The organism is Paenisporosarcina quisquiliarum (assembly GCF_043641925.1).
Classification (GTDB): Bacteria; Bacillota; Bacilli; order Bacillales_A; family Planococcaceae; genus Paenisporosarcina; species Paenisporosarcina quisquiliarum_A.
Genome location: NZ_JBHZRU010000002.1, coordinates 43,027 through 67,348, shown reverse-complemented (window position 1 = coordinate 67,348; position 24,322 = coordinate 43,027). Strand labels below are relative to the sequence as shown.

29 protein-coding genes, 1 pseudogene, 1 riboswitch and 1 other annotated feature are annotated in these 24,322 nt (G+C 37.0%); of the genes and pseudogenes, 1 reads left to right on the top strand and 29 read right to left on the bottom strand.

The features are described from left to right. The 4 genes from ruvA to ACHUE4_RS02045 all read right to left on the bottom strand — a co-directional run bounded on the left by ruvA (position 1) and on the right by ACHUE4_RS02045 (position 3,086). A complete protein-coding gene (ruvA, locus tag ACHUE4_RS02060) occupies positions 1 to 621 on the bottom strand; it encodes a Holliday junction branch migration protein RuvA (RefSeq protein ID WP_394187625.1) in 621 nt (206 codons plus the stop codon). A 327-nt stretch (positions 622 to 948) separates the two neighbouring features. Then, a complete protein-coding gene (locus tag ACHUE4_RS02055) occupies positions 949 to 1,149 on the bottom strand; it encodes a hypothetical protein (protein WP_394187624.1) in 201 nt (66 codons plus the stop codon). A gap of 105 nt (positions 1,150 to 1,254) precedes the next feature. After that, a complete protein-coding gene (locus tag ACHUE4_RS02050; protein ID WP_394187623.1) occupies positions 1,255 to 2,097 on the bottom strand; it encodes a phosphotransferase in 843 nt (280 codons plus the stop codon). Positions 2,098 to 2,114: 17 nt separating this feature from the next. Next, positions 2,115 to 3,086 carry a LysM peptidoglycan-binding domain-containing protein gene (locus tag ACHUE4_RS02045; protein ID WP_394187622.1) on the bottom strand — a complete coding sequence of 324 codons (972 nt, stop codon included), beginning with the start codon at positions 3,084 to 3,086 and terminating at the stop codon, positions 2,115 to 2,117. A 141-nt stretch (positions 3,087 to 3,227) separates the two neighbouring features. Here ACHUE4_RS02045 and ACHUE4_RS02040 point away from each other — a divergent pair. Further along, positions 3,228 to 3,758 (top strand): annotated as a pseudogene (locus tag ACHUE4_RS02040) (3H domain-containing protein). A gap of 29 nt (positions 3,759 to 3,787) precedes the next feature. Here ACHUE4_RS02040 and pheA read toward each other — a convergent pair. The 25 genes from pheA to ACHUE4_RS01915 form a co-directional block, all read right to left on the bottom strand. Further along, the gene (pheA, locus tag ACHUE4_RS02035; RefSeq protein WP_394187621.1) at positions 3,788 to 4,672 is read right to left on the bottom strand and encodes a prephenate dehydratase; all 885 of its coding nucleotides are present in this window, start codon (positions 4,670 to 4,672) and stop codon (positions 3,788 to 3,790) included. Between the two features lie 55 nt (positions 4,673 to 4,727). Continuing rightward, the gene (locus tag ACHUE4_RS02030; protein ID WP_394187620.1) at positions 4,728 to 5,183 is read right to left on the bottom strand and encodes an ACT domain-containing protein; all 456 of its coding nucleotides are present in this window, start codon (positions 5,181 to 5,183) and stop codon (positions 4,728 to 4,730) included. A gap of 18 nt (positions 5,184 to 5,201) precedes the next feature. Then, positions 5,202 to 6,491, bottom strand: coding sequence for a GTPase ObgE (gene obgE, locus ACHUE4_RS02025; RefSeq protein ID WP_394187619.1), 1,290 nt, complete (start codon positions 6,489 to 6,491; stop codon positions 5,202 to 5,204). Positions 6,492 to 6,494: 3 nt separating this feature from the next. Beyond that, complete coding sequence (locus ACHUE4_RS02020) at positions 6,495 to 7,025, bottom strand: Spo0B domain-containing protein (protein ID WP_394187618.1); 531 nt, start codon at positions 7,023 to 7,025, stop codon at positions 6,495 to 6,497. 108 nt (positions 7,026 to 7,133) lie between these two features. Further along, a complete protein-coding gene (gene rpmA / locus ACHUE4_RS02015) occupies positions 7,134 to 7,424 on the bottom strand; it encodes a 50S ribosomal protein L27 (RefSeq protein ID WP_394187846.1) in 291 nt (96 codons plus the stop codon). 15 nt (positions 7,425 to 7,439) lie between these two features. Continuing rightward, on the bottom strand, positions 7,440 to 7,775 hold the full coding sequence (locus ACHUE4_RS02010) for a ribosomal-processing cysteine protease Prp (RefSeq protein ID WP_394187617.1): 336 nt from the start codon (positions 7,773 to 7,775) through the stop codon (positions 7,440 to 7,442). Between the two features lie 18 nt (positions 7,776 to 7,793). Continuing rightward, positions 7,794 to 8,102, bottom strand: a complete 309-nt coding sequence (gene rplU / locus ACHUE4_RS02005; protein WP_394187616.1) for a 50S ribosomal protein L21 — start codon at positions 8,100 to 8,102, stop codon at positions 7,794 to 7,796. Positions 8,103 to 8,116: 14 nt separating this feature from the next. Beyond that, positions 8,117 to 8,193, bottom strand: a sequence feature (ribosomal protein L21 leader region). Positions 8,194 to 8,236: 43 nt separating this feature from the next. Further along, positions 8,237 to 8,839: a site-2 protease family protein gene (locus ACHUE4_RS02000; RefSeq protein WP_394187615.1), complete on the bottom strand. Its 603-nt coding sequence runs from the start codon at positions 8,837 to 8,839 to the stop codon at positions 8,237 to 8,239. Continuing rightward, on the bottom strand, positions 8,826 to 9,374 hold the full coding sequence (locus tag ACHUE4_RS01995) for a hypothetical protein (protein WP_394187614.1): 549 nt from the start codon (positions 9,372 to 9,374) through the stop codon (positions 8,826 to 8,828). The genes ACHUE4_RS02000 and ACHUE4_RS01995 overlap by 14 nt, the downstream gene beginning before the upstream one ends. Positions 9,375 to 10,131: 757 nt before the next feature. Continuing rightward, positions 10,132 to 10,929 carry a septum site-determining protein MinD gene (minD, locus tag ACHUE4_RS01990; RefSeq protein WP_394187613.1) on the bottom strand — a complete coding sequence of 266 codons (798 nt, stop codon included), beginning with the start codon at positions 10,927 to 10,929 and terminating at the stop codon, positions 10,132 to 10,134. Position 10,930: 1 nt separating this feature from the next. Further along, positions 10,931 to 11,602, bottom strand: a complete 672-nt coding sequence (gene minC / locus ACHUE4_RS01985; RefSeq protein ID WP_394187612.1) for a septum site-determining protein MinC — start codon at positions 11,600 to 11,602, stop codon at positions 10,931 to 10,933. A 29-nt stretch (positions 11,603 to 11,631) separates the two neighbouring features. Further along, entirely contained in the window at positions 11,632 to 12,156 is a 525-nt protein-coding gene (gene mreD, locus ACHUE4_RS01980; RefSeq protein WP_394187611.1) for a rod shape-determining protein MreD, read from the bottom strand. Next, complete coding sequence (mreC, locus tag ACHUE4_RS01975) at positions 12,153 to 13,061, bottom strand: rod shape-determining protein MreC (protein WP_394187610.1); 909 nt, start codon at positions 13,059 to 13,061, stop codon at positions 12,153 to 12,155. The genes mreD and mreC overlap by 4 nt, the downstream gene beginning before the upstream one ends. Before the next feature lie 14 nt (positions 13,062 to 13,075). After that, positions 13,076 to 14,092 carry a rod shape-determining protein gene (locus ACHUE4_RS01970; RefSeq protein WP_394187609.1) on the bottom strand — a complete coding sequence of 339 codons (1,017 nt, stop codon included), beginning with the start codon at positions 14,090 to 14,092 and terminating at the stop codon, positions 13,076 to 13,078. A gap of 94 nt (positions 14,093 to 14,186) precedes the next feature. Next, complete coding sequence (gene radC / locus ACHUE4_RS01965) at positions 14,187 to 14,885, bottom strand: RadC family protein (protein WP_394187608.1); 699 nt, start codon at positions 14,883 to 14,885, stop codon at positions 14,187 to 14,189. After that, entirely contained in the window at positions 14,875 to 15,495 is a 621-nt protein-coding gene (locus ACHUE4_RS01960; protein WP_394187607.1) for a Maf family protein, read from the bottom strand. Before ACHUE4_RS01960 ends, radC begins: the two co-directional genes overlap by 11 nt. 86 nt (positions 15,496 to 15,581) lie before the next feature. Then, positions 15,582 to 16,220, bottom strand: a complete 639-nt coding sequence (locus ACHUE4_RS01955) for a hypothetical protein (RefSeq protein ID WP_394187606.1) — start codon at positions 16,218 to 16,220, stop codon at positions 15,582 to 15,584. A gap of 86 nt (positions 16,221 to 16,306) precedes the next feature. After that, positions 16,307 to 17,062 (bottom strand): prepilin peptidase, encoded by a 756-nt coding sequence (locus tag ACHUE4_RS01950; RefSeq protein WP_394187605.1) that lies wholly within the window; start codon positions 17,060 to 17,062, stop codon positions 16,307 to 16,309. Between the two features lie 16 nt (positions 17,063 to 17,078). Then, positions 17,079 to 18,107 carry a LysM peptidoglycan-binding domain-containing protein gene (locus tag ACHUE4_RS01945; RefSeq protein WP_394187604.1) on the bottom strand — a complete coding sequence of 343 codons (1,029 nt, stop codon included), beginning with the start codon at positions 18,105 to 18,107 and terminating at the stop codon, positions 17,079 to 17,081. Beyond that, positions 18,104 to 18,691, bottom strand: a complete 588-nt coding sequence (locus ACHUE4_RS01940; RefSeq protein WP_394187603.1) for a PilN domain-containing protein — start codon at positions 18,689 to 18,691, stop codon at positions 18,104 to 18,106. The genes ACHUE4_RS01945 and ACHUE4_RS01940 overlap by 4 nt, the downstream gene beginning before the upstream one ends. A gap of 14 nt (positions 18,692 to 18,705) precedes the next feature. Beyond that, positions 18,706 to 19,677: a type IV pilus biogenesis protein PilM gene (gene pilM, locus ACHUE4_RS01935; protein WP_394187602.1), complete on the bottom strand. Its 972-nt coding sequence runs from the start codon at positions 19,675 to 19,677 to the stop codon at positions 18,706 to 18,708. Between the two features lie 90 nt (positions 19,678 to 19,767). Beyond that, positions 19,768 to 20,235: a type II secretion system protein gene (locus ACHUE4_RS01930; RefSeq protein ID WP_394187601.1), complete on the bottom strand. Its 468-nt coding sequence runs from the start codon at positions 20,233 to 20,235 to the stop codon at positions 19,768 to 19,770. Between the two features lie 19 nt (positions 20,236 to 20,254). Next, a riboswitch (cyclic di-GMP riboswitch) is annotated at positions 20,255 to 20,338 on the bottom strand. 66 nt (positions 20,339 to 20,404) lie between these two features. Then, positions 20,405 to 21,613 carry a type II secretion system F family protein gene (locus ACHUE4_RS01925; protein WP_394187600.1) on the bottom strand — a complete coding sequence of 403 codons (1,209 nt, stop codon included), beginning with the start codon at positions 21,611 to 21,613 and terminating at the stop codon, positions 20,405 to 20,407. Next, the gene (locus ACHUE4_RS01920) at positions 21,613 to 22,653 is read right to left on the bottom strand and encodes a type IV pilus twitching motility protein PilT (RefSeq protein ID WP_394187599.1); all 1,041 of its coding nucleotides are present in this window, start codon (positions 22,651 to 22,653) and stop codon (positions 21,613 to 21,615) included. Before ACHUE4_RS01920 ends, ACHUE4_RS01925 begins: the two co-directional genes overlap by 1 nt. Positions 22,654 to 22,668: 15 nt before the next feature. Further along, positions 22,669 to 24,312, bottom strand: coding sequence for a GspE/PulE family protein (locus tag ACHUE4_RS01915; RefSeq protein ID WP_394187598.1), 1,644 nt, complete (start codon positions 24,310 to 24,312; stop codon positions 22,669 to 22,671). Between the last annotated feature and the right edge of the window lie 10 nt (positions 24,313 to 24,322).

The window sequence follows — 24,322 nt, the reverse complement described above, 5'->3', positions numbered from 1 at the left end:
TTAGCTTTGTTTCAATAGCAATTGTAGTGCTTTTTTCATATACCCATCAGTTTCTAATGAATCAGGAATGGATTCTAATTGTGGGCGAACTTTGGCAAGTTCTCTATCTGAATAACCAAGTGCTGCTAAGGCTAAGAGTGCTTCATCAATTTCTTGCTTACCCGATTGATCTGGGAATAATTGAAGCTCATCTTCGCCACTTGGTAAGGCATTTTCTCCAACCAAGTCTCCTAGTTTTCCTTTTAAATCCAAAATCATTTGTCGAGCAGTTTTCTTACCCACACCTGGGAATTTCACTAAGAAAGTCTCGTCTTCCCTTTCAATTGCTTGAATAACTTGAGAAGGTTGTCCACTAGCTAAAATGGCTAATGCTCCTTTAGGTCCAATACCTGAAACCAAAATAAGCTTTCGAAAAAGTTCGCGTTGTTCAAGTGAAATAAACCCAAACAAATTTTGCGCATCTTCTCGAACATTTAAATGGGTAAATATTTGCTGTTCATCAGTTGAAACTCTAAAAGCATAAGGGTTTGGCGAGAAAATTTGCCAACCGATTCCATTCAATTCTAACGTAATATATTCTGGTGTTACACGCGTAACTACCCCTTTAATATAATCATACATAGTTAAATCTCCTCACAATCAACGTTCTTGATTATAGCATAATTCATACGAGAACGTATGTATTCATCAAGTTATTCGTATTTCTTCTGCATGAAAATATGTCGATGTACAATTAGTTCAGTTTATTTTCTAAAACAGCAATTTTTTCCGCCAGATAGCGATCAGTACTTCAAATGAACAAGCAATTTTCAGCACTTAATGGTCTAAGAAAGCTCCAGGGTATGCGTGTTACGCTCTCCCTTTCTAAACCCTAAAAAGTAAGGTATTTATAGCATAAAAAACCCTACTCGAGTGAGCAGGGTTTTCATGCAATATATTTTTAATTTGTTAGACACCCATTTTTCTACGTGTATTACTAACTTTTTTTGTTTGTTGACTCGTCATTTTTTTTGTGGATTGTGTTGCGTTTCCAGTCAAATTCGCTGAGTTGTTTTTATTCTTTTTCGCTTCTAATTGTTGCTTCATAATTTCTTTTAAGCTCAATTTTTTTGGCGCTTCCGTTTCATTCGTTTGATTTTGTTCTGTCATGAGTATTCCTCCTAAGTGAAAATGTTGCTAACAATGTGTTGCTGATTTCTCTATTATACCACGATTAGCTAGCATTTTTGTTGTGATTTAACCACTATTTTTAAATCAGCCCATTTGATTAATTTCTATTTGTAATTTTGGCAACATTTTTAGGGTCTTATCCGTAAAAATTTTCAATTTTGGAATGAAAGTTTTTAATTGCTGATTACTTAATGTCGTTGCATATAACCATTCTCTTAGCAATTCGTTTGGAAATAATAAATAGTGAAATTCTTTTGCAGTAAGTGTTTTAAGTGAAGGATTTTGTAAAATTAATTTTTGCAAATTATAGTCGAGATGCGGTAATACCCGGTGAATCCATAAAATTAATTCAACTTCTTTTGGACCTACACAAGCTAAGTCAAAATCGATTAAATACATTTGCCCGTTTTGATTTCGAACAAAATTATGATGGACGACATCTCCATGTAGTAATGTTTTATTTTCAGATGAGAGAGGTTTTATGTTCTGAAGGGCTTGCTGCGCGTATTTCGATATTTGGCGTGTTTTTGCCTCTCCTAAATGAATGTGTAAAAAAGAAGTAGCAAATTGCCACTTCTCCAAGCGATGTTCCCATTTTCGGATTAAATCGATTTCATGTAAATAGGAACATCTCTTCCACTTAATGAGTTCACCAGTTCGATGCAATTTATTTAACAAACGTAGAGAATCTTGTCGATCTCTTAAATTATCAAACTGTACTTTTCCACCATCTTCTACCCAGGGTTGTTGAATAACTAATTGATCTGAATAAGGTTCGATTGGCAAAATATAGGTTTGGTTCACTTCTAATAATTTTTGATGAATGAAACGAATTTTTTCCGCTTCAGCAACATCTTTATATTTTTTCAACGAGTATTGATGTCTTCCAACTTGCCATTTCCAAACATTTGGCTTAAGTTGAATCAAATTCTCTTTATCCACTTTTAACGTTGACGACCAGGGTAAGGATATCCCCAAGGTCCATGTGGAGCATGGCACATGTGACAAGGCATGCAAGCCATATATGGCATCATTTGAGGAGCCATCATATATGGATGATGAGCCATCATCATGTTTGGTTCTTGGTATGCGCCTAATGTTTGTTCAGGTAAGCCATTCGACTCGTTGCTATTATCTCCATAATTCATTTCAGCCATTGCATAGGGCATCGGTGGATGGCCACAACCACAAGGCGGCATTGGTCGTACATATGCAGGGTGACCACATCCGCATGGTACATACCCGTCGGTTGGATGAGTCTGTGGTAGGACTTGTTCTGGTAATACAGGATGGTGAAGTGATGATGAATCCATAAGTGAACTCGAATCTTGTAGTTTCCACCCTTTAATAGGTGCTGGTGCTGGTGCTGGTGTTGGTGGTGCTGGAACTGCTGGTGGAGTATAAATCGGCATGGTTTGTGTTTTCTTAGGCATTGGTTGCGGAATATGTTGTGTATCCATATCAGGTACTGGCATCCAGCCATATGGTATGTTCATCATTTGAGGCATTATATTCGTCATTGAAATATCTTGTGAGAATGGATATGGGTATGGCATTGGGATAGGTTGTGGAGTCGGTTGTTGCATGATTGGCGCAACAGGCTGAGGAATCGGTGCTGGCGCCGGTTTAGGTGTTGGTTGTGTGACAGCTTTTGGAATAGGTTGAGTCACGGCTTTTGGTGCCGGTTGGGAGATCATTTCCTCCTTTTTACTCTTCACAGGACGGCCATCGTAGTATGGATGTTCTTTTACCTCTTGCGTTTTTGCCGTTTCCGGAACAAAAATTTTCATACCAGGCACAATATAATCAGGATTTGCCAAATGGGCATTTAGACGTTTTACTTCGTCAAACGAAACCCCGTATTGTCTTGAAATTTTCCAAAGTGTGTCTCCTTTTTGGACAACATGTACGTGCACATGTCTTCCCCCTTTCATCTATGTATCGTATGAAGCTCTATACAAAATGGTCACTTTCATTTCATGCATCAAACGAACTCTGTTCATGTTAAACTATGATTATTAGTGGGTTGATTATGCACAACTAGGAGCGGGGTTTTTTTGAAGAAATTATTAGGCGAGGCTAGACGCAATGAGTTACTGTTGCTTTTGAAGCAATCCGATGCACCTTTAACTGGAACAGACCTTTCAAAAATTGTAGGTGTGAGCAGACAAGTTATCGTTGGGGATATGACATTACTAAAAGCTAGAAATGAACCGATTATCGCGACAAGTCAAGGCTATGTGTACTTTGAGAACTCGAATTAAGGTCCTTTGTATGAACGCCAAATTGCTTGTATTCATTCACCAGAGGACGCAAAAGATGAACTTTACACTTTAGTTGACGCAGGTGTTTTAGTAAAGAACGTGACGATTGAGCATCCTGTTTACGGCGATTTAACGGCTTCCATTCAAGTTTCAAATCGTCATGAAGTTGATTTGTTTTTGCAGAAAGTGAATGAAACAGGGGCAAGTTTCCTTTCTGAATTAACTGGAGGAATTCATTTACATTTAATTGTCGCGACTGAACCTTCCATTTTAGAACGTGCGATCGTAGCAATGAGTGAAAAAGGATATATTGCCAATGATTGATCAATAATAGAAAAAAGGTGATGAATACCCTATTTGGTATTCATCACCTTTTTGTATGTATAATAAGTTCCTAAAGATTTCACTTCACAGCCTAATGCTTGCAGCTCCTCTTTAGCTCCCCTCATCATAGGAGATTCCTCATCTGCTAAAACATCAATGATAAAGAAATAATGACCCAGTCCCGTCTTCAACGGTCTAGACTCAATTTTACTTAAATTTAATTGTCGCCAAGCGAACACTGATAGCACTTGGTGAAGTGCTCCAGAACGATCATCAACTGGAAGTTGAATCATCATGGTTGTTTTCGGTTGATTGTCATGACCATCCACATCAAAAGTTGAATTGTTCTTAGACAATACAAAAAACCGTGTATGATTAAAATGAAAATCGTGGATATTTTCTTGAACGATCGTCAATCCATATTTTTTAGCTGCGTAAGCATTTCCAATAGCAGCTATACATTTCTCTGGATTTTCAGACACATACTTAGCAGCAGCTGCCGTAGATGTTGTTTGTTCTAATGGGATCCCACGAAAGCGATAATATAAATATTTATGACATTGTGCTAGAGCATGTGGATGGGAATAAACTGCTTCAATTGAGTCGCTTTGTTCAACTTGTGATGGATGAACCATAAAATGCTGTTCAATAGGTGAAAGAATTTCCGCTGATACATGTAAGGACACATCATGGAACAAATAATCTATCGTTAAAGGGACAGAACCTTCCAACGCATTTTCTAGCGGAACAACTGCATATTCCACTTCACCATTTGCCACTGCTTCAATACACTCAGGTATTGTTGTAAAAGGCATTAACCATTTATCCATAAATAGTTCTTGGGTAGCTAGATGAGTAAATGAAGCTTCTGGACCTAAATAAGCGATACACGTTTCATAAATGGAAGAAGACATCGAAGACACCCCTTTACATAATACACACCATACTCTATCAAGTTATAAAAGAATACTAGGATGCTCCAGAACTAATTACTTCAGCAGATTCCACAAAGTCTAGTCGCTTCAATTGATGAATAAAATCATCCAATTGCATCGACATTGCCGTAACATCGAGAGATAACGTGACATTTGCTCTTCCTTGGATAGGTATCGTTTGATGAATCGTTAAAACATTGCATGTGGCTTCTGCCACCGTATGTAGAAGGGTCGCAAGCGTCCCTTTTCGATCTTCTAACTGTAAAAATACAGTTAGTATGCGTTCCCTTACAATGGAATGGAAAGGAAAGACCGCATCGCGATATTTATAAAAAGCACTGCGTGAAAGATCGACTTGTTTAACAGCATCCCAAATAGAAGCCACTTCTCCGCTTTGCAAAAGTTGCTTTGCATCAAGTGTTTTTTGCATCGCTTCTGTTAGGACATCCTCACGCACTAAAAAATATCGTTGTTCCGATACGTCTTTCATTTAGTCCATCCTCACCTTCTATTCAATAAATTCAAATTCAAACTCAAGTAAACGAACCGTATCTCCATCAACAGCTCCACGTTCACGTAGCGCTTCGTCTACGCCCATTCCACGTAATTGACGAGCAAATCGACGGATCGAATCTTCACGAGAGAAATCAGTCATTTTAAATAAGCGTTCGATTGATGAACCACTTAATACGAAAGCACCATCATCATCACGCGATACTTCGAAGCCATCGCTTTCTTTTTTGTGCTTGTACATTACAGTTGCGTCTGATTCTTCATCAGCCATCTCATGAAGCAAGAATTCTCCAGTTACTTCAAGTAAATCTGCAATTGCAAATAAAAGTTCATTTAAACCTTTACGAGATAGCGCTGAAATTGGGAACACTTTAACATCTTCCGGAAGTTTTTTACGGAATTCTGCTAAATTTTCTTCTGAATCAGGCATGTCCATTTTATTTGCAACAATCAGTTGAGGACGTTCCGTTAATCGTAAATTGTATTGTTTTAATTCATCATTGATTGTGACATAGTCTTCATACGGATCTCTACCCTCTAGGCCAGACATATCGATTACATGCACGATAACACGTGTACGTTCAATATGACGCAGGAATTGATGACCAAGACCAACACCTTCACTTGCACCTTCGATTAAACCAGGTAAATCAGCCATCGCAAAGCTTCTTCCATCTTCTGTTTCAACCATTCCCAAATTCGGTACGATGGTTGTAAAATGGTAAGCAGCAATTTTCGGTTTTGCAGCAGATACAACTGATAACAATGTAGATTTTCCTACACTTGGGAATCCAACTAAGCCGACATCAGCTAATACTTTAAGTTCAAGTACAACTTCAATTTCCTCGCCTGGTTCACCTTTTTCAGATAGTTCAGGTGCTGGATTTTGTGGTGTAGCAAAGCGTGAATTTCCACGACCACCGCGGCCACCTTTAGCAATAACTGCTTGTTGTCCATGCTCCACAAGATCAGCTAAAACTGTACCACCTTCTTCAGTCATCACAACTGTACCTGGTGGAACTTTTACGATTAAATCATCTGCACCTCTACCGTGCATGTTTTTACTTTGACCATGATCTCCACGGTTTGCTTTGAAATGTCGCTTATAACGAAAATCCATTAATGTTCGTAAGCCTTCTTCGACTTCGAATATTACATTTCCTCCACGGCCACCATCTCCACCAGCTGGTCCACCATCTGGTACATATTTTTCGCGACGGAATGCTACCATTCCATCTCCGCCATCTCCGCCTTTAATAAATATCTTTACGTGATCGACAAACATCGCTTATCCCTCCTTGCTTTCTTCTATATGAAAACGCCATTTTTCAGTCGTTTTACATTCGTGAGTAATTGTTAAGCCTTGGGTCTTCATCAAGAAATCGTCGCCGAGTTCCCATTTCCCATTTGCTTCAACTGTTAACCTAAATAGATTTTCTGTACTTTCAATCCATACACGCAATTCGTGTTCAAAATATGGATTCAATTTTGGCTCTAAGAATTTAGTGAAAAGTTCTAAACTGTCTCGAATTGAAACATCCATTTCAGTTTTATAAGGCATTGTAATCTCAGTGCCGACTTCAACTTTAAATCCTGGAAAACGCCAATTGGCAGTTTGAAGCCATTCTGAGGTTTTAGGAAGTTGTAATTTAGATAACTCATAAAACACTTTACATCTTTCTGTATAGCTTGCTATGACTTCCCTTGCTTCATCCAATCGAGCAAGATCCATATTCATTTTTATAAGTTGCATTTGATTTAAGAAATCATGACGAGCATGTCGCAATGCATCGTTTACTGAAAAAGGCTTTTCAGTCATAGGTCACTCTCCATTATGCTTTTCTAATTTCTTAAGTATACCAAGAAATAGACCTGTTTTGTTGCAAAAGAAAAAGGACTGCAAACATGCAGTCCTTTGGCTGTTGAATTAAGCTTCTTGAGCTACAGGATATACACTAACTTTTTTCTTGTCGCGGCCATAACGCTCAAAGCGTACTACTCCGTCAACTTTCGCAAAAAGTGTGTCATCTCCACCACGGCCTACGTTTTCACCAGGATAAATTTTTGTTCCGCGTTGACGGTACAAAATTGATCCACCTGAAACGAATTGACCATCAGCGCGTTTAGCGCCAAGGCGTTTTGATTGAGAGTCACGACCATTACGAGTCGATCCTACTCCTTTTTTCGATGCGAAAAACTGAAGATCTAATCTTAACATCATCTGTTCCACCTCCTACTTTTTGAAGGTTATTTTTATATGCTGTGCATAATCATGTTCAATCGTTTGTAAAGAAACAATCATTGCTTGTACAAGTAATTGTACTTGCTCATTCGTTCTTGTATCCAGGTTTTGCGGGAACGAGACTTTGAAAAATCCGCCATCTTGTCCTTGCTGAATATCTGGAGTAATGTTTGTAAGTGACATGATGGCATTAACTGCTCCAAATGAAACAGCAGAAGCACCTGCACAAACTAAATCTTTTCCATGTTCAGCAAAATCAGCATGTCCCTTCATTTCAAAAGAACGAACTTGTTTTGACTGATCTTGATCAATCGTTACTTGAATCATCAATACCACATCTTTTTCTTACAGGTTAATTTCATCAATCACTAATTTTGTATAAGGTTGACGATGACCTTGTTTACGACGGTAGTTCTTTTTCGCTTTGTATTTGAAAACAGTGATTTTTTTACCACGACCGTTTTTAACGACTGTCGCTTTAACTGTTGCACCTTCCACGAAAGGAACTCCAACTTTAACATTGTCTCCACCTACAAATAGAACTTTGTCAAATGTGAAAACGTCTTCAGCATCCACACCTAATTTTTCGATGTAAATTTCTTGACCTTTTTCAACTTTGATTTGTTTCCCACCAGTTTCGATAATTGCGTACATTTTACTGCACCTCCTCTTAGACTCAGACTCGCCTTTAAATAAGGTGATCTTTTCAGATACTTAAACCTTTTAAGAGCGGTTGTAGTAGCACGGGTGCTACAAACAATAACATTAAAATATTATCACACTTGAGGTCATAGAGTCAACCGCTTTTGAACAATATCCTGAAATGCTGCTTCGTATTTACGATATTGCCATGATTTAATATTTTGATAGGCAATAAAAGCAAATATAAATACCAAGTGAATTTGTGTTGATACAAATAAAATCAAAAACAATGGTAAAAAAATAGACATCATTAATATCCATTCATACCAATTAGGAACTAATGCTAAAAGAGCTTGTCCTCCATCTAACGGAAGAATCGGTAAACAATTTAAAAACAATATTGTAAATTGGACTTGAATAAAGAAAGCTTGTCCAGGAAACGATAAGAAATTCGCAAGTAATATAAGTATGGCTGTCGTGAGTGGACCTGAAATTGCCACTAACCATTGGTGATGTTTTGGTGCCTGCCTAAAATTACGAATGATAATTTCTCCACCATACGGCATTATTGTACAAGATTTAACCGATAGGCCTGTCCATTTTGCTGCAACTAAATGTCCAGATTCATGAATCAATAATGAGACAAAAATAATCGTATAATGAGCAAATTGACCAGTTCCAATCAAAAAGAAAATGAGCGGAATTAATATCGGATGTAATCTAAATCGCATCGTGCTATTTAACGGCATCCGATATCCATTCAGTCAATGTAGATGGTTCTAAATACTGTCCATCCCGTTCTACTCGAACATACATTGATCCTGGTTGTACCTCGGCAATTAATTCGTTCGTAGCAACTGCTGTATATGGTAAATGTGAGAAGCTTTCTATAAATCCATAGGTCACAGTTTCCCCACTATCATATAAAATAGTCATGGTTTTCCCAGTTTGCTTTGTTTGACCAGTAAACAGAATTAATCCATCTTCACGAGCAACCACTTGAACTGGACTGGTATACGAAACCAGTACGCCATCTTGATAAGGTTGCATTGATTCATAGGTTTTCATTGAAGGGTGCACAGATGCCGATACTGGAATCACTTCTTCAAGTTTCTCATCAGTCATTAATGACATAATCATTTTACGTGCGTACTGAATATCTTTCCCTTCCTCAAAAAGGGAACGAATCTGTGAATTTCCACCATCACGTTCTTCAATTTGAACCATCCCAATAACTCCTATTGTTAATAGACAAGCTACGAACCACTTTTTCTGCCATCTCATCGCTCACCCCTCCTTTTAATGCACTATATGCAACAAGAAGAAAGAGCATGAATGACAAATGCCAAGTTTGATAGATTTATTAATAGACTTGAGTTAAATTAGTAAATAATACACATAAAACACTCGTTCCGCTTCAGGTGGACGCTTTCCGCGGGCGGTCCGTGAGCCTCCTCATTCGCAATGCTCACTGCGGGGTCTCACATGGACCGGCTATTCCGCCGGAGTCGCCACCTTGCACTACACTAAACAAAATATCATCTACAATAATAAAAACAAAATCGCCTGATTTTATAACATTCGCTAGTTTTGAATAAAAAGCACTAATTATAGTAATGTCTCATTGAATATGTAGACATTGTCTATCAAAAAAAGAAAAGGTGATTTTCATGAAGATGGAAGCTTCTATTGCTAATGAAGCCAGTATTTCAAAGTAGCTGTCTTGTGATGTGTTGGGCTTAAATCTTTAATAATCTAAAATCAAGTAACCGCTCTTGATTTCCCTGGAAATAAATCGGATAACAATATTTTGGTGTTATATACCAGAGCTATTGCTAAACAATCGATGTTTATATACTCGTGGTGCGACTCCTGGGGGAATTAGTACGTGCTTTATACCCTGGACTGAGCACCGCGAGGGAAGCGGCTAAGCACGTGCTCCCGGAAAGCGTACACCATAAAGATAATCACCTGCTAAGTTCTGATATAAAAAAGACCATCTCTAAGTCACTAAACGACTTAAGAGATGGCCCCGTAATAATTATTTAGCAAAGATTGCTTTGATTTTTGAAAATACACCTTTACGTTCTAAATCCATAGACATTAATGGAACCGATTCACCTAAAATACGTCGAGCAATATTTCGGTAACCTAACGCAGCCCGATTTGTAGGATCCATAACTACAGGTTCCCCTTTATTAGAAGAAGTAATGACACTTTCGTCATCAGCAACAATTCCTAATAAATCGATTGATAAATGAGTCGTAATTTCATTAATATCTAAAGCATCTCCAGATTTCATTAAATGTTGTCGAATGCGATTGATAATAAGTTTAGGTGGAGCAATATCTTCTTGTTCTAACAATCCGATGATACGGTCAGCATCTCGAACAGCAGATATCTCAGGAGTTGTTACGACAATCGCACGATCAGCTCCAGCAATGGCATTTTTATACCCTTGCTCAATACCAGCGGGACAATCAATCACAACATAATCGTAATCGCGTTTTAATTCTGTCACTAATTCTTTCATTTGTTCAGGATTAATAGCGTTTTTGTCAGTTGTCTGTGCTGCGGGTAGTAGAAATAACTTGTCATCAAAACGCTTATCTTTAACAAGTGCTTGATGCACTTTACAACGACCCTCAATAACGTCAACGAGGTCATAAATGATTCGATTTTCTAAACCTAAAACAACATCCAAATTTCTTAAACCAATGTCCGTGTCAATCAAACAAACTTTCTTGCCTTGAAGTGCTAATGCAGTTCCAAGGTTAGCGGTGGTCGTCGTCTTACCGACCCCCCCTTTCCCTGAAGTTATAACGATGGCTTCTCCCACATCAGCTTCCTCCTTTAAATGTAGATAATTGCGGTCTTAATAAACGTAATTCTTGCAAACGATCAATCGCAATAAAACCATTAGCATGTAAATAAGCACATTCCATTTCAGGTTGCTCTGATAATATGGTTAATTCATCTGTCATAATCTCAAGAGCATCAGCAATCATTAAATGCGTAGCTTCTAACCAAGAAGCAGCAATGACAGCATCTGTGTTACCGTTAGAACCTGCGTGAGCAATCCCTTTTAATCGACCAAGCACGAAAATATTTCCGCCTGCTACAATTCGACCGTTTGGATTAACGTCACCTACAACAACTAAATCACCTTCAGCTGTAACAACTTGTCCAGATCGAACAATTCCTACATACGTTTCGGATTGTCGTTCTAAAATTCGTCGATTGCTTTCTTCCACAGAAATCACATCGCTTTGAACTTTAGAAACCCGAAGATGCGGAGAAGTATGAACGCAGGCTATTAATTCTTTGATTTGTTCTTCTGAACAATATCGATGTCCCACTTGCAATAGAACCTCTGCTTGTCCTTCAATACCTTCGTCAGATACTTTGTTTTTAAGTTCTTCAACTATATCAGCGTAAGCGCATTGATCATCTAGCCGAAGCACTAGGCCGTCTTTTGTCCCTTTAATATAGACAAGTTGCTTTTTCGTCAAATGCGTCACCTCACGCGTAAAATTCGAATTTATGATGGTTGATTCAAACGTTGAATGAACCTTGCATTTATTAAATACTTAAATGCCCATCCTAGCATAATAAGAAAAATAGAATTGGCAATCATCGTTGGAATCAGTTTTCCATAAACAAAATTGCTCATGGACATATCAGTTAATCCGATTAATAAGAAAAATTGATACAAAACAAACTCAAGTAAAGCTACCAACAATAATGACAATGTGGTCGTGACCAGTAAATGTTGATGAATATATCGAACAATGAAACTCGCAATTAAACATATTAATGGATATAAAAATGAATACAATCCAATAATATCAATGTAAGTCACATCATACAATAGACCAAATACTAAACCGTAAATCATAGCTACATTCCGGCTATAGTAAATCGAGATAAAAATTAAGTACATAATTAAGAATCGAGGGACTAAAAAACGGTATTCTCCATACAATTCAATTGGAGAAAACAAGCCAAATACCGGTTCTAAAAAAAACAAAACTATGGCGATAAGAGGAACAACGAATCGAATCATGAAGGATCCTCTTCTTTTTCTGCTTCCTCTTCAACAATAACTTCCCCATCAATTCCACTTGCACTAGGCATTGATCTCTTGGCTACCATTACATGATCTAATAATGCAAAGTCTGCTGCTGGTTTGATATACGCCATTTTAGTTAAGCCAAAATCATCGGTTGTCACTTCCGTAATCTCCCCAATATATAACCCTTCAGGGAAGATTCCACCTAAACCGGATGACATTACTTTTTGTCCTGCTTTAATTTCAATATTTGAATCAATTCGTTTAAGTATCAATTCGTTTCTTTCATCATCATACCCTTCAATTAAACCGAACACTTTTTTCTCTCCATCAACTGTTACCATGGCAGAGACACGATAATTAGGGTTTTGAGTCGATAACAACTCTACTGTTGATGTAAACGATGTCGTTAAAAACACTTTACCAATTAACCCTTGAGAAGTCATGACCGCCATATTAACCTCAACACCATGAATTGTCCCTTTATCAAGTACAACTTTTTCTTCCCACTGATCGGGGTTTCTTGCGATAACTGTTGCTTGAATCGGCTCATATTTTCGAAGGTTTTCTTCTTTGTCTACAATTTCGCGTAATGTCGAATTCTCTAAAGTTAAAACATTTACGTCAGCCTGCAATTTAGCAAACTCTTCTAAACGACTTTTTAATCGTTTGTTTTCATCGTAAGTATTTAACAAAGAATCAACATTTTCGAAAACACCTGTTATGTATTGCGTCGGTTTAGAGAAAATAGATTGTCCAAAACCAACTACATCTTTAATAAATTGTTCAGGTAAAGAAGCATGATCACGATCTCTGAGAGAGAAACTGATCAAGGCCACAAGAAAAATCACCCCGACAAGCAACATGATCAATCGCTTATTCGAAAAAAATTGCGGCATTGGAGCAAACCTCCTTAATGTTTAGACTGTTGTCGAATGACATTCATATGATCTAACGCCATACCTGTACCAATTGCCACACAGTCTAAGGGATTTTCTGCGATAAAGACCGGCATACTCGTTTGGTCGCTGATTACTTTATCTAGATTTTTAAGAAGTGCTCCACCGCCAGTTAAGACGATTCCTCGTTCCATCACATCAGCTGATAATTCAGGAGGAGTTTGTTCCAACGTTTTTTTCACACCCTCAATTATTGCAGCAACTGATTCCTTAAGAGCTTCAGCAATTTCTTGTGATGTAATTTCAATCGTTTTAGGTAATCCTGTAACTAAATCACGACCACGAATTTCCATAGTCTCAATATTATCTATTACTTTAGCAGAACCGATTTCCATTTTAATAGCTTCAGAAGTTCGTTCACCAATTGTTAAATTGTACGTTTTACGAATATAACCTGAAATGGCATGATCCATTGCATCTCCAGCTACACGTACTGATTCGCTAGTTACAATCCCACCAAGAGATATAACAGCTACTTCAGTAGTTCCTCCACCAATATCAACAACCATACTACCTGTAGGTTCCCAAACTGGTAAGTTCGATCCAATTGCAGCTGCAAATGGTTCTTCAATCGTAACAGCTTCACGTGCACCCGCTTGTCTTGCTGCGTCAATAACTGCACGTTGCTCAACTGAAGTTATTCCATAAGGTACACAAATCATGACGTTTGGTTTTTTCCATGATCCGCCAGCTACTTTCATAGCCTCTTTTAAATAATACTGAATCATAGCAGTTGTGATATCAAAATCTGCAATAACCCCATCCTTCATCGGACGAATTGCAACAATCGAACCTGGTGTTCGACCTATCATATTTCTAGCATCTTTACCAACAGCGACGATATCGCCATTATTCGTATTTTTAGCTACTACTGAAGGTTCGCGTAAAACGATCCCTTTTCCTTTAATAAATACCAAAGTATTTGCTGTGCCAAGGTCAATCCCGACATCTTTTGCTCCAAATCCAAACACGTAATTTTCTTCCTTTCTATCCTTAGCCAGTTGTTCTCAGCTTACTTGAAATCATAACTTTCATTATAACGGATAAATGAAGAAAATTATAGTGTCACATGTACCCCTTTTCTTTTAAGCTAATGAATTGATGGTCACCAATGATAACGTGGTCCAATAATTCGATTCCCATAATTTTACCAGCTTCTTGTAATCTTTTCGTTACTTCAATATCTTCGGGTGATGGTGAAGGATTGCCTGAAGGGTGATTATGAGCACATATGATGGAGGCAGCAGAACGTTTTACAGCTTCTCTAAAGATTTCTCGTGGATGAACAATACTGGCATTTAAACTGCCGATAAAAATAGTTTGTCTATGCAAAACTTGATTTTTCACGTTCATGAAAAGAACAACAAAATTTTCTTGTTTTAATGATGTCATGTCTGCCATTAAAAAAGTAGCCGCATCCTTCGGTGAACGAACTGTAAATTTTCCGTCTGTTTTTTGCTGAGCTAAACGTCTTCCTAACTCAATTGCCGCTAATAATTGCACCCCTTTTGCTTCCCCAATCCCTTTAACTGCAGTCATCTCTTCAATCGTCGCAGTTTTTAGTTCGTGAAGTTGTTCAAAATAGGTTAAAACACGGTTTGCTAAATGAAGAACGGATTCTTGCTTCGTACCCGTTCTTAAAAGAATCGCGATTAATTCTTGATTAGATAAACTTTCGGCACCTTGCCTAATTAAACGTTCTCGTGGTCGATCTGCTTCATGTACATCTCGAATCATTAATGTCGGAAAGATTTCAGTTGTCATAGAATTCAACCTCGTCACCAAAGGAAATTAAACCTAAAGACTTTAGCTCTTTAAAAAGTTTCCCAATTGGTAATCCCACAACATTATGATAATCCCCTACAATCTTTTCTACAAAAAAACCTCCAGCACCTTGGATGCCATAGCCTCCTGCCTTATCTGCCCCTTCACCGCTTTCCACATAACATTGAATCCACTCTTCCGTTAATGGATAAAATTGAACATTCGTATGTTCAAAGAATGTATGACATTTTCCTGAATGAAAAATCGAAACACCTGCATATACTGTGTGAATATTTCCAGATAACCTTTTTAAATATTCACTGGCCACTTTATTATCGATTGGTTTATATAAAGGGTCTTCATTCAAAAAAACAATCGTATCTGCGCTTATAACAATGGCATCTTGATATTTTTCCGCAATCGGTAAACCTTTAGCCATCGCCGTATTACATACTTTTTCTCCAGGTGTCGCTCCAAGTATATTTGATTCATCAACCTCAACAGTTTTCACTTTAAAAGGTATTTCTAATAATGATAGTAATTCAAATCTTCTGGGTGAAGCACTTGCTAATATGAGTGGTTTTTTAGTCGTTAATTTAATATCAAACATCTCCTTTTTGACATCATACAAAATCACACAGGAAATGAAAATTAATCGTAAATGGAGATAACTTAAAAACCACAGTTTTTTAGGTATTAAAATTCAATTTTGAGACATTCATTTTGTGTTCCGTAATGTGATAATAGCTGTGCACGAACAACGTTAATTTCCTTTGAAAGCGTAGATATTGCTGCAATGTTCGACTTCCAGTCTTCAGGAATCTTAACGCTCGCCTCTACCCCTTCAAAATAAAATTTTGCACGATCTGTTTCACTAAGCAAAAGAGGTATATTTTTTAAATGATCTTCCGTACAACCAGATGCTGATAATTGAAAAGGCTTAACAAAAGAATCTTTGCTTTCTGCATTTTTCACTTCAGCTTCTACTACACTTACCGCTGACCATACATAATATTTATCCTCTGCTAAAATAACAGCTGAAGATGCTAAAGAAGGATTAGTCTGCATCAAGTTTGCCGCTGCTTCAGCCGTTGAAAAAACACCATACTGTTTTGCGTAAAAAGGAAATACGGTTTTATCATCCGTTGGTGCAACAACAGGTTCTACTTCTTCTTTTTCTTCTACAGGCGTGACTAATTCTGGTGTATCCACCTTTCGAATATCTTGCCACTGAATTAAAAGTGCAAACAAACCGATGGATACAGCTCCAATTAAAAAACCGTGGAGAAGTGCTAGTGTGTAAGAAAACTTTGAAAATGTTCTAGAAATCCGCATATGGTCACCTCATTTTTCTCCACCCTATCACGTCGCCCATAAAAAAAGACGAGACTCATGTCGTCTCGTCAAAAAAAGTTTTCGTCTTATATAAACAAATTTGTATACCATTCGAGTATTATCTCTCCATAAAAATAAACAATCAGTGCAGATGCTGCAATAGATGGTCCAAAAGGTACTGGCGTTTTCTTATCCGCATTTTTTATTTTCAATTGAATAAATCCAGCAATCATCCCAATAAAAGCAGCCAGAAATAAGGTCAGTAAGGTTGGAATCATTCCGAGCACCCAGCCAATCACAAAGAACAGTTTTATGTCCCCTCCACCCATACCACCTTTCGACAAAATGGCAATTAATAATAAAATACCAAATCCTATAAAGGCACCAACTACACTATCCCACCATGGAGTAAGTGGTGAAAGTATTCTTGATACTATTAGTAGGACACCAAAGAAAACTAGTATCTTATCAGGAATTAACATATAAGCTAAATCTGAAACGGTGATGATGACTAACATGGAAATGAAAAGGAGAGCAACGATAAGTTCTTTAGAGAACCCTAGTTTTAAATAGGCAACGGAAAATAGGATTCCCGTACATAATTCCATCACCGGGTAGATCCAGTGAATTTTTTGTCCACAACTACGACATTTTCCATTTAGAAAAATATAAGAAAATACGGGAACCAAATCTAAAATTGTTAATCTCCTTTTACAATTTGAACATGTTGAAGGAGGACTAACAATTGACTGTTTTTTTGGAATCCTTAAACCAACTACATTAAAAAATGAACCAAATAGTAATCCATATAAGAAAAAGAATATGGAAATTGTGATTGTCATAAAAAACCTCAATTCTTTAATAGGAAGGGATTCGTAAAACTTCTCCGACAAATACGGTATTCACTTTTTTATTATTCGCTTTCATTATGATGGTTTCGCCATTTCGATTGCCGTAATAATCCATCGAAATTGAAAACAAGGTTTCCCCATTTTTAACAACATGACTTTTTTCAGCAGGTTGTTGTGATGCTGCAGGTTGTTCTGTAACCTCTGAAGGAGGATCTAAAACTACTTCCTGTTCAGTTATTTCAGATACACTTGGATCACTTGCAGAATTGTTACTACCTTCTACGGAACCAACCGTTTCTTTTACTTCTGTAACATCATGTAAAGGATTCATTTTCTCCGCTTCTTCTGAAGACGCAGGATTATCCATCTTTATCGGTAAATTGATATCAGGAGCATAATACGTCACAAGTTGAATGGAATAGTTAAATAAATCTTCCATTGGACCTACTCTCTCTTCTCCTTCACTAAATCCTGTAAACGCAAATGTTTCAATGGAATAAATTCGATTTAGCTTTTCCATTTCTTCTAGAAACAGCAACATACTCTCATAATCTTTCGATTGAATTTCAAGCTCAACAACAATTGTTTTTAAATCAGGAGGAGCTGTAACTGGTTGCGTTTGTTGGACTGTGTCATCGCTAGTATTAACCAATTCTGTATCTGTTTCAGATGGTGAACCATCTTCATTTTCAACATCAGTGAATTGTTCATTTATCAAACCATCATACTGAAATACAATTGAGTCTAATATTGTGTCAGAGACTAAAGCCGATTTTTCCAAGTCTAATATAATGGATTCTTCTTCTCTAGTAATCGGCACTTTTTGGGTCAAAAGGGCAACTTCACTCTCTGAAAAGGAAACAGCTTCTTCATTCACTGGCTCACTAACTTCAGTTTTTAGACTTTGTGTTTTTAATAGCTCGATACGATCATTTGCTGGTCTTACTAATAAAAAATAAAATAAAACGCTTAAAATAAATAATGCACTAAACACACCTATGATCACTTGCCAATGTTTTCGTTCAAATACAATCATGGAGACCCCTCCTGTTCGGAATCAAGGTCTTTCAATGCAACTTGATTTAAAAGAATTGAATACACTGCAATCGTCCTAGGTTGAACAAATGTTTCTTCATTAACAGCATTTTCTTGGGAAAGCGTATCTTTGGTAACGGATAAAATTCTCGCCTCATTTATGAATGGGGATTGTTGAATCGAAGTTAAATAGAAAGCTGCTTCAGCATGCGTATCAAATTGAACCTCTAACTCAATTGAATTATCACTAAATACATAAGAGGTGAAATACCCACGAACTGGTAGTTTTTTTGATAACTCTACTAGTATTGCAAGTTTAGAATACGGCTGAGTTGATGCCCATTCTACTGCGGATTCATAACGATCAAATTCTACCACCACAGGATCCTCTTCCGTTGCAACTGGAATTGACACTTGAGATGCAATTAAATTCTCTAAGTTCTCAACTTGTTGTTGTTTTTCATGATAAATCGACCATAACCAGGCAAATAGACACAATAGAAGAATCACTAAAAAAACCGAGATAAAAAGCCATTCTTTCGGTCTAGTTTTAGTTTGTATGAGATTGATATCGACATGTCGCATATGTAATACCCCTTTTACTTCCAAGAAAGGCCAACTAATTCTGCAAATGAGTCTGGAATCTTATACCCTGTCTTCGTTCCCCAAGATTGTTTATGTAAGAGAAAAGCATTGATGTCTTCTGAATCTGAATAACTTTCTTTTAACTCAACTAAATGAGGATGATCGCCTGCTAAACAAATCGTGTCGATTTTTTGTTTACCTTGTTGTAAATTGAATTGATAAAATGACTGTAATCGTTCAATTTCTTTTTTCATCATATTCATATGTTCGGTAAACACGACATCTTCTTTTGGGACTTCTATGTATTGAAAACCTGTTCTTGATTCAAAAGCCGTATATTCAGTTGGTGGAGCTAACGTAAATGTTCTAACATAAACCGGTTCATGATTGTGGAACATACTTAACTGAACTCCATCTAACTCCGCATGAATTAATAATATATTCTGTTCTTCAGTTAAATGAAATTGTTCTTGGAATAAACGATAGAGGTTTAAAAATGGAACATCCATAACGATTGGCCGTAGTTTTGACTTCTTAAGTAAGGCCACCATTTTATTGACACCTTCTTCCGGAACAGCCAATGCACGAACCTCTCTCTCTCCATCAACTTCTTCAGTCCCAACGATTTCAATAATAGGATCTTGAAAAGGAAGTTGGAATGATTCACCAAGCGCCATATATAAACTACCTTTTAACTCTTCAACCGGAATACTCAGCGGCAATTTTGTTGAACGAAGTAATAATTCATGTGAGGAAAAGGAGACGTATGTTTTTAATCCTGCCAATTTATATTGTTTTACAACCGAAGTTAAAGCACGAACCAATTGTTCATCTTGAATAATTTCACTTTTGTCAATCCAACCATCTTCAATAATACGTTGAATCGCATGCGTATATTGGTGTTTCCGATTGCCGACCAAAATACGGATATATCGTTTCGTGAATGTAATAAACACTGCTGCATGATTTCCCCAATATGTCGACAATCTTTGTCACCTCTAATTCTATGTATATGTATGTATTAACTATAATAATAGCCCCCTGCTTAAAAGCAAAGGGCTATTTATATCAGATAGTTATGGAGTTGGGTCTGCTCCAGCATTTATTTCGGTTTCTGTTTTTTGGTAATAGTAAGTTTTTGCTGTGGTTTCATCGCTCTGTAGTGTAATTAAATATTTTGCTCCAGTACTATTTGAAGCCGGAGTATATGCAACAAAAGAACTTGATTTATAAGTTTTGCCATCAACTGATGGATCTGCAGGAAGACCATCTAATACTCCTGCTGCAACTAATTCATCTAAAGAAATTTGGTTGTTAGTATCAAGCATTGTTGATGTTACTTCACCACTAACAATACCTAATTTAGCAGCATTTATAATCAACAAAGCATTTGAACGATGTGCATCATCTTTAGAATTATTAATAATATTCCCAATTGCCGGTACAGCGATTGCTGCAATAATTCCTAGAATTACGACTACTGCTAATAGTTCAATTAGCGTTAACCCTTTTTGATTTTTTAAGTGCTTTAACCATTTTCTCATCTAAATCTCTCCCCTAAATGTTTTCAATGGGTGGGTGCACTATTTGCTCAAAATTACCCAAGTGCCCACATACAGGTAATTTGTCCTTGCGTCCATCATTCTTCCTATTACCTATATTATCGGTTAGTAAACAATTATTTCAAGTCGAAATATGTCGAAAGTTATAAAATTATTGAACTTCAGATAAAATCGAGAACATCGGTATCATGATAGATGCCACAACTCCTCCGATAACGACAGCTATAAACAATATAAGCATAGGCTCTAACAATGTTTTCAATTGTTCTGCACTTTGATCGACTTCTTGTTCATAAAAATCTGCGACTTTATCTAACATAAAATCAAGAGTACCTGACTTTTCTCCTAAAATCATCATTTGGGAAACAAATGGTGGCACGGCCCAATGTCCTACAAATGGTTTAGCAATTGAATTCCCTTCTTGCACACTTACACTTGCCTCTCTCAATAATTTTTCAATTACAACGTTTCCTACTACTTTTTGAACTATTTCAAGCGCTTGCGTTACTGGAACACTCGATTCATATAGCGTACTAAGTGTGCGTGTCATTCTCGCGAGAATTGCTTTTTTCATGAGAGGACCAAACACAGGAATTTTCAATATTAAAGAGTCAATTTTATAACGGACAGTAGATTTATTTTTAACCGTTTGATAAACGAATATCAAAATTGTGATAACAAGTATTAACATCCACCAATAGGTTGTTACAACTGAACTTAATGACAAAAGTAATTGAGTTGACCAAGGAAGTTCTGCTCCAAATGATGAAAACATTCCTGCAAATCGAGGAACAATGAATCCAATCATAAAGACAATGACCAATATCGAAACCGCTAACAAGACAAGTGGATAGGTCATTGCTGATCTCACTTTTTGACGAGTCGTGTGAGATTTTTCATAGTACAGGGCAAGTCGATCTAAAATTTCATCGAACTGCCCACCTGCTTCACCTGCACGTAACATATTTGAAAAGAGAGTTGGAAAAACTTTCGGGTGTTTGGAAGCAGCTTCTGAGAAGGGGTAACCCTCCCGTAAGTCATCTAATATTTCCCCAAGAACAATTTTCATTTTTTTAGATGTAGATTGATCTTTTAAAATTGATGTTGCGTCCAAAATTGTAATTCCAGCTTTAATCAAAGTAGAAAACTGTCTAATGAATATAACGAGTTCTTTAAAAGGTATGGATTTTTCCAATAAAGGAATCTCCGTGTAAAGAATCCCTGTTTTTTCTTCAATTTTCTTTGTAGAAATACCTTTAACCATCAATTTTTGTTTTGCATCGGTTATTGAAGTAGCTTTAATATTACCAGCAATCACTAATCCTTTTCGATCTCGACCTTCATATCCATAGTATCCCATTAAATCGTCTTCTCCGATAAATATGGACTAGCACTATCAAAACTAACTTTTTCTTCTTTAACCAAACGTTCTATTTCTGACTCCATTGTTCTCATTCCAATATTTCTACTAGATTGCATAACCGAAGTAATTTGATGAATTTTCTCAGTACGGATTAAATTCTTTACAGCCGGTACATTTAGTAACACTTCAAATGCCCCAACACGACCCTTCCCTTCCTTTTTAGGGAATAATCGCTGAGAAACAACTGCTTGCAGAACAGATGCAAGTTGAATTCGAATTTGCGGTTGTTGACTAGGTGGAAAAACGTCGATGATTCGATCAATGGTCATTACTGCACTCGTCGTATGCAAAGTTGCAAAAACTAAATGCCCCGTCTCAGCAGCGGTAATTGCCGTAGAAATGGTTTCTAAATCTCGCATTTCTCCAACTAAAATTACATCTGGATCCTGTCTTAAAGAGGCTCGTAAACCAGATGAAAATGACTTCGTATCAAAACCTACTTCACGCTGATTAATCATACAGGTTCCATGACTATGTAAATACTCAATTGGATCTTCAAGTGTAATAATATGTTTTTTCATCGATTGATTCATTTCCGATATCATTGAAGCCAATGTCGTTGACTTACCAGAACCAGTGGGCCCAGTCACTAAAACTAACCCTTGGGGACGAGTTGAAATATCTCGAAGGACTGGTGGCAATGATAGTTCATCATAAGTAGGTATATGTGTTGGAATCACTCGAAAAGCAAGACCAATACAATCCCTTTGATGATAAGCGTTTACTCGAAAACGCGAAACGCCAGGTAAGCCATGTGAAAAATCAATTTCCCCTTTTTCAATAAACTTTTCCCACATTTCATTAGTCAGAATGGATCGGGTCATCGTTTCAATATCCTGTGGTTTTAAAACATCTTGTCCAAAACGCTTCAACTCACCATCTAATCTCATAATAGGTGGCATACCGACGGTCAAATGTACATCAGATGTCCCGAGATCGAATGCAGCTCGAAGTAATTGACTTAGTTGTTCATTCATACCAACGTTCCCTTCTTAATTCACTTTCGCGACTTTTAATACTTCTTCTAAAGTAGTGAAACCTGCTTTAACCTTTAATAACCCATCGTCAATAAGCGGAATCATACCTTGTCTCATGGCTTCTTTTTGAATGTCAAACATACTTGCTTCATTAAATAAAAGGTCACGTATTTTTTCATCTAATATAAACATTTCATGTAACGCAATTCGGCCCTTATAACCTGTATTTAAGCATTTACTGCATCCAGACCCTTTATAGATTTTTTCAATTCCGATAAAACGTTTGTCAAACACCACTTTTTCTACTGCAGATGGAATGTGTTCAACCCTACAATTTTCGCAAATTTTTCGAACTAATCGTTGAGAAATGACGCCATTTAATGCGGATATGACTAAGTATGGCTCAATATTCATATCAAGTAGACGTGGCACACTGCTAATCGCATCATTTGAATGCAGCGTACTCATAACAAAATGTCCGGTTAATGCTGCTCTAATAGCGATTTCAGCCGTTTCTTCATCACGAATTTCTCCGACCATTATTATATTTGGATCTTGCCTTAATATCGCACGTAAGCCACTAGCAAAAGATAAATTAATTTGTGGATTAACTTGAACTTGATTGATTCCTTCTATCTGATACTCAACAGGATCTTCGATCGTTATGATATTGGTTGTGTCTCGATTAATATGTTGCAGAGCGGAGTACAAAGTCGTTGTCTTACCTGAACCAGTTGGTCCAGTTAATAAAACCATTCCCGAAGGCTGCTCCACCATTTTTATAAATGCTTGTAAATAACGTTTATTAAAATCTAATTGGTTCATTGGTTTAATCGCTTTGTTTTTATCTAAAATACGTATAACGACTTTTTCTCCATTAACGGTTGGTAAAATCGAAACACGTAAATCGATAATTTGTTCACTTTGAGTAAGCCTAATTCGGCCATCTTGGGGTAATCTCGATTCCGTAATATTCAAATTAGCCATGATTTTTAAACGTGCAATAAGTGACGCGAATTGGGATGCTTGGAGAACTCGATCTGTTTTCAATAAGCCATCCACACGATATCTGACATGTATTTTATCTTCAAGTGGATCAATATGTATATCACTCGCACCTAGTGCTAAACCTTGCATAAATAATTGATTGGTTAGTCTTATGGCAGGTGCTTCTTCTTGACTTTCATCGTCTAGTCTACTGGAAGTTTCAACATGTAAATCTTTATTTACTTGTGAAAATTTATCAATTGATTCTAAAATATCATTTTTTGACGATATAACAGGCATAACAGTAAAACCTGTCCGCAATTCAATATCATCAATTGCTACAAAATCTAATGGATCAGCCATAGCAACTTTCAATTGAATTCCATTTTTTTCGATGGGCAATGCAAAGTTTCTTTTGCAATACTCTACACCCAAAAGTCCCAATAAGGTTTCATCTATTGGAAATAAATTCAGTGAAACATGAGCAATCCCAAGCTGGAATTCAAGAACCTCGATTAGTTGTTGATCAGTAAGAATGCCCCTCTCTAAAAGTGCATCACCAAGACGTTGATCTGCTGACTTTTTTTCAAGAGTTTCCATTAATTGTGTTTCAGTAATAATATTTGCACTAACTAAAATATCTCCTAAGCGTTTACGCTCCAAATTACTCACACACCTTCCA

Excerpts from the sequence above, each read along its gene's own strand:
- ruvA (WP_394187625.1), bottom strand. The coding sequence starts at position 621 with ATGTATGATTATATTAAAGGGGTAGTTACGCGTGTAACACCAGAATAT.
- ACHUE4_RS02055 (WP_394187624.1), bottom strand. The coding sequence starts at position 1,149 with ATGACAGAACAAAATCAAACGAATGAAACGGAAGCGCCAAAAAAATTG.
- pheA (WP_394187621.1), bottom strand. The coding sequence starts at position 4,672 with ATGTCTTCTTCCATTTATGAAACGTGTATCGCTTATTTAGGTCCAGAA.
- ACHUE4_RS02030 (WP_394187620.1), bottom strand. The coding sequence starts at position 5,183 with ATGAAAGACGTATCGGAACAACGATATTTTTTAGTGCGTGAGGATGTC.
- obgE (WP_394187619.1), bottom strand. The coding sequence starts at position 6,491 with ATGTTTGTCGATCACGTAAAGATATTTATTAAAGGCGGAGATGGCGGA.
- ACHUE4_RS02020 (WP_394187618.1), bottom strand. The coding sequence starts at position 7,025 with ATGACTGAAAAGCCTTTTTCAGTAAACGATGCATTGCGACATGCTCGT.
- rpmA (WP_394187846.1), bottom strand. The coding sequence starts at position 7,424 with ATGTTAAGATTAGATCTTCAGTTTTTCGCATCGAAAAAAGGAGTAGGA.
- ACHUE4_RS02010 (WP_394187617.1), bottom strand. The coding sequence starts at position 7,775 with ATGATTCAAGTAACGATTGATCAAGATCAGTCAAAACAAGTTCGTTCT.
- rplU (WP_394187616.1), bottom strand. The coding sequence starts at position 8,102 with ATGTACGCAATTATCGAAACTGGTGGGAAACAAATCAAAGTTGAAAAA.
- ACHUE4_RS02000 (WP_394187615.1), bottom strand. The coding sequence starts at position 8,839 with ATGCCGTTAAATAGCACGATGCGATTTAGATTACATCCGATATTAATT.
- ACHUE4_RS01995 (WP_394187614.1), bottom strand. The coding sequence starts at position 9,374 with ATGAGATGGCAGAAAAAGTGGTTCGTAGCTTGTCTATTAACAATAGGA.
- mreD (WP_394187611.1), bottom strand. The coding sequence starts at position 12,156 with ATGATTCGATTCGTTGTTCCTCTTATCGCCATAGTTTTGTTTTTTTTA.
- mreC (WP_394187610.1), bottom strand. The coding sequence starts at position 13,061 with ATGCCGCAATTTTTTTCGAATAAGCGATTGATCATGTTGCTTGTCGGG.
- radC (WP_394187608.1), bottom strand. The coding sequence starts at position 14,885 with ATGACAACTGAAATCTTTCCGACATTAATGATTCGAGATGTACATGAA.
- ACHUE4_RS01960 (WP_394187607.1), bottom strand. The coding sequence starts at position 15,495 with ATGTTTGATATTAAATTAACGACTAAAAAACCACTCATATTAGCAAGT.
- ACHUE4_RS01955 (WP_394187606.1), bottom strand. The coding sequence starts at position 16,220 with ATGCGGATTTCTAGAACATTTTCAAAGTTTTCTTACACACTAGCACTT.
- ACHUE4_RS01950 (WP_394187605.1), bottom strand. The coding sequence starts at position 17,062 with ATGACAATCACAATTTCCATATTCTTTTTCTTATATGGATTACTATTT.
- ACHUE4_RS01945 (WP_394187604.1), bottom strand. The coding sequence starts at position 18,107 with ATGATTGTATTTGAACGAAAACATTGGCAAGTGATCATAGGTGTGTTT.
- ACHUE4_RS01940 (WP_394187603.1), bottom strand. The coding sequence starts at position 18,691 with ATGCGACATGTCGATATCAATCTCATACAAACTAAAACTAGACCGAAA.
- ACHUE4_RS01930 (WP_394187601.1), bottom strand. The coding sequence starts at position 20,235 with ATGAGAAAATGGTTAAAGCACTTAAAAAATCAAAAAGGGTTAACGCTA.
- ACHUE4_RS01925 (WP_394187600.1), bottom strand. The coding sequence starts at position 21,613 with ATGGGATACTATGGATATGAAGGTCGAGATCGAAAAGGATTAGTGATT.
- ACHUE4_RS01920 (WP_394187599.1), bottom strand. The coding sequence starts at position 22,653 with ATGAATGAACAACTAAGTCAATTACTTCGAGCTGCATTCGATCTCGGG.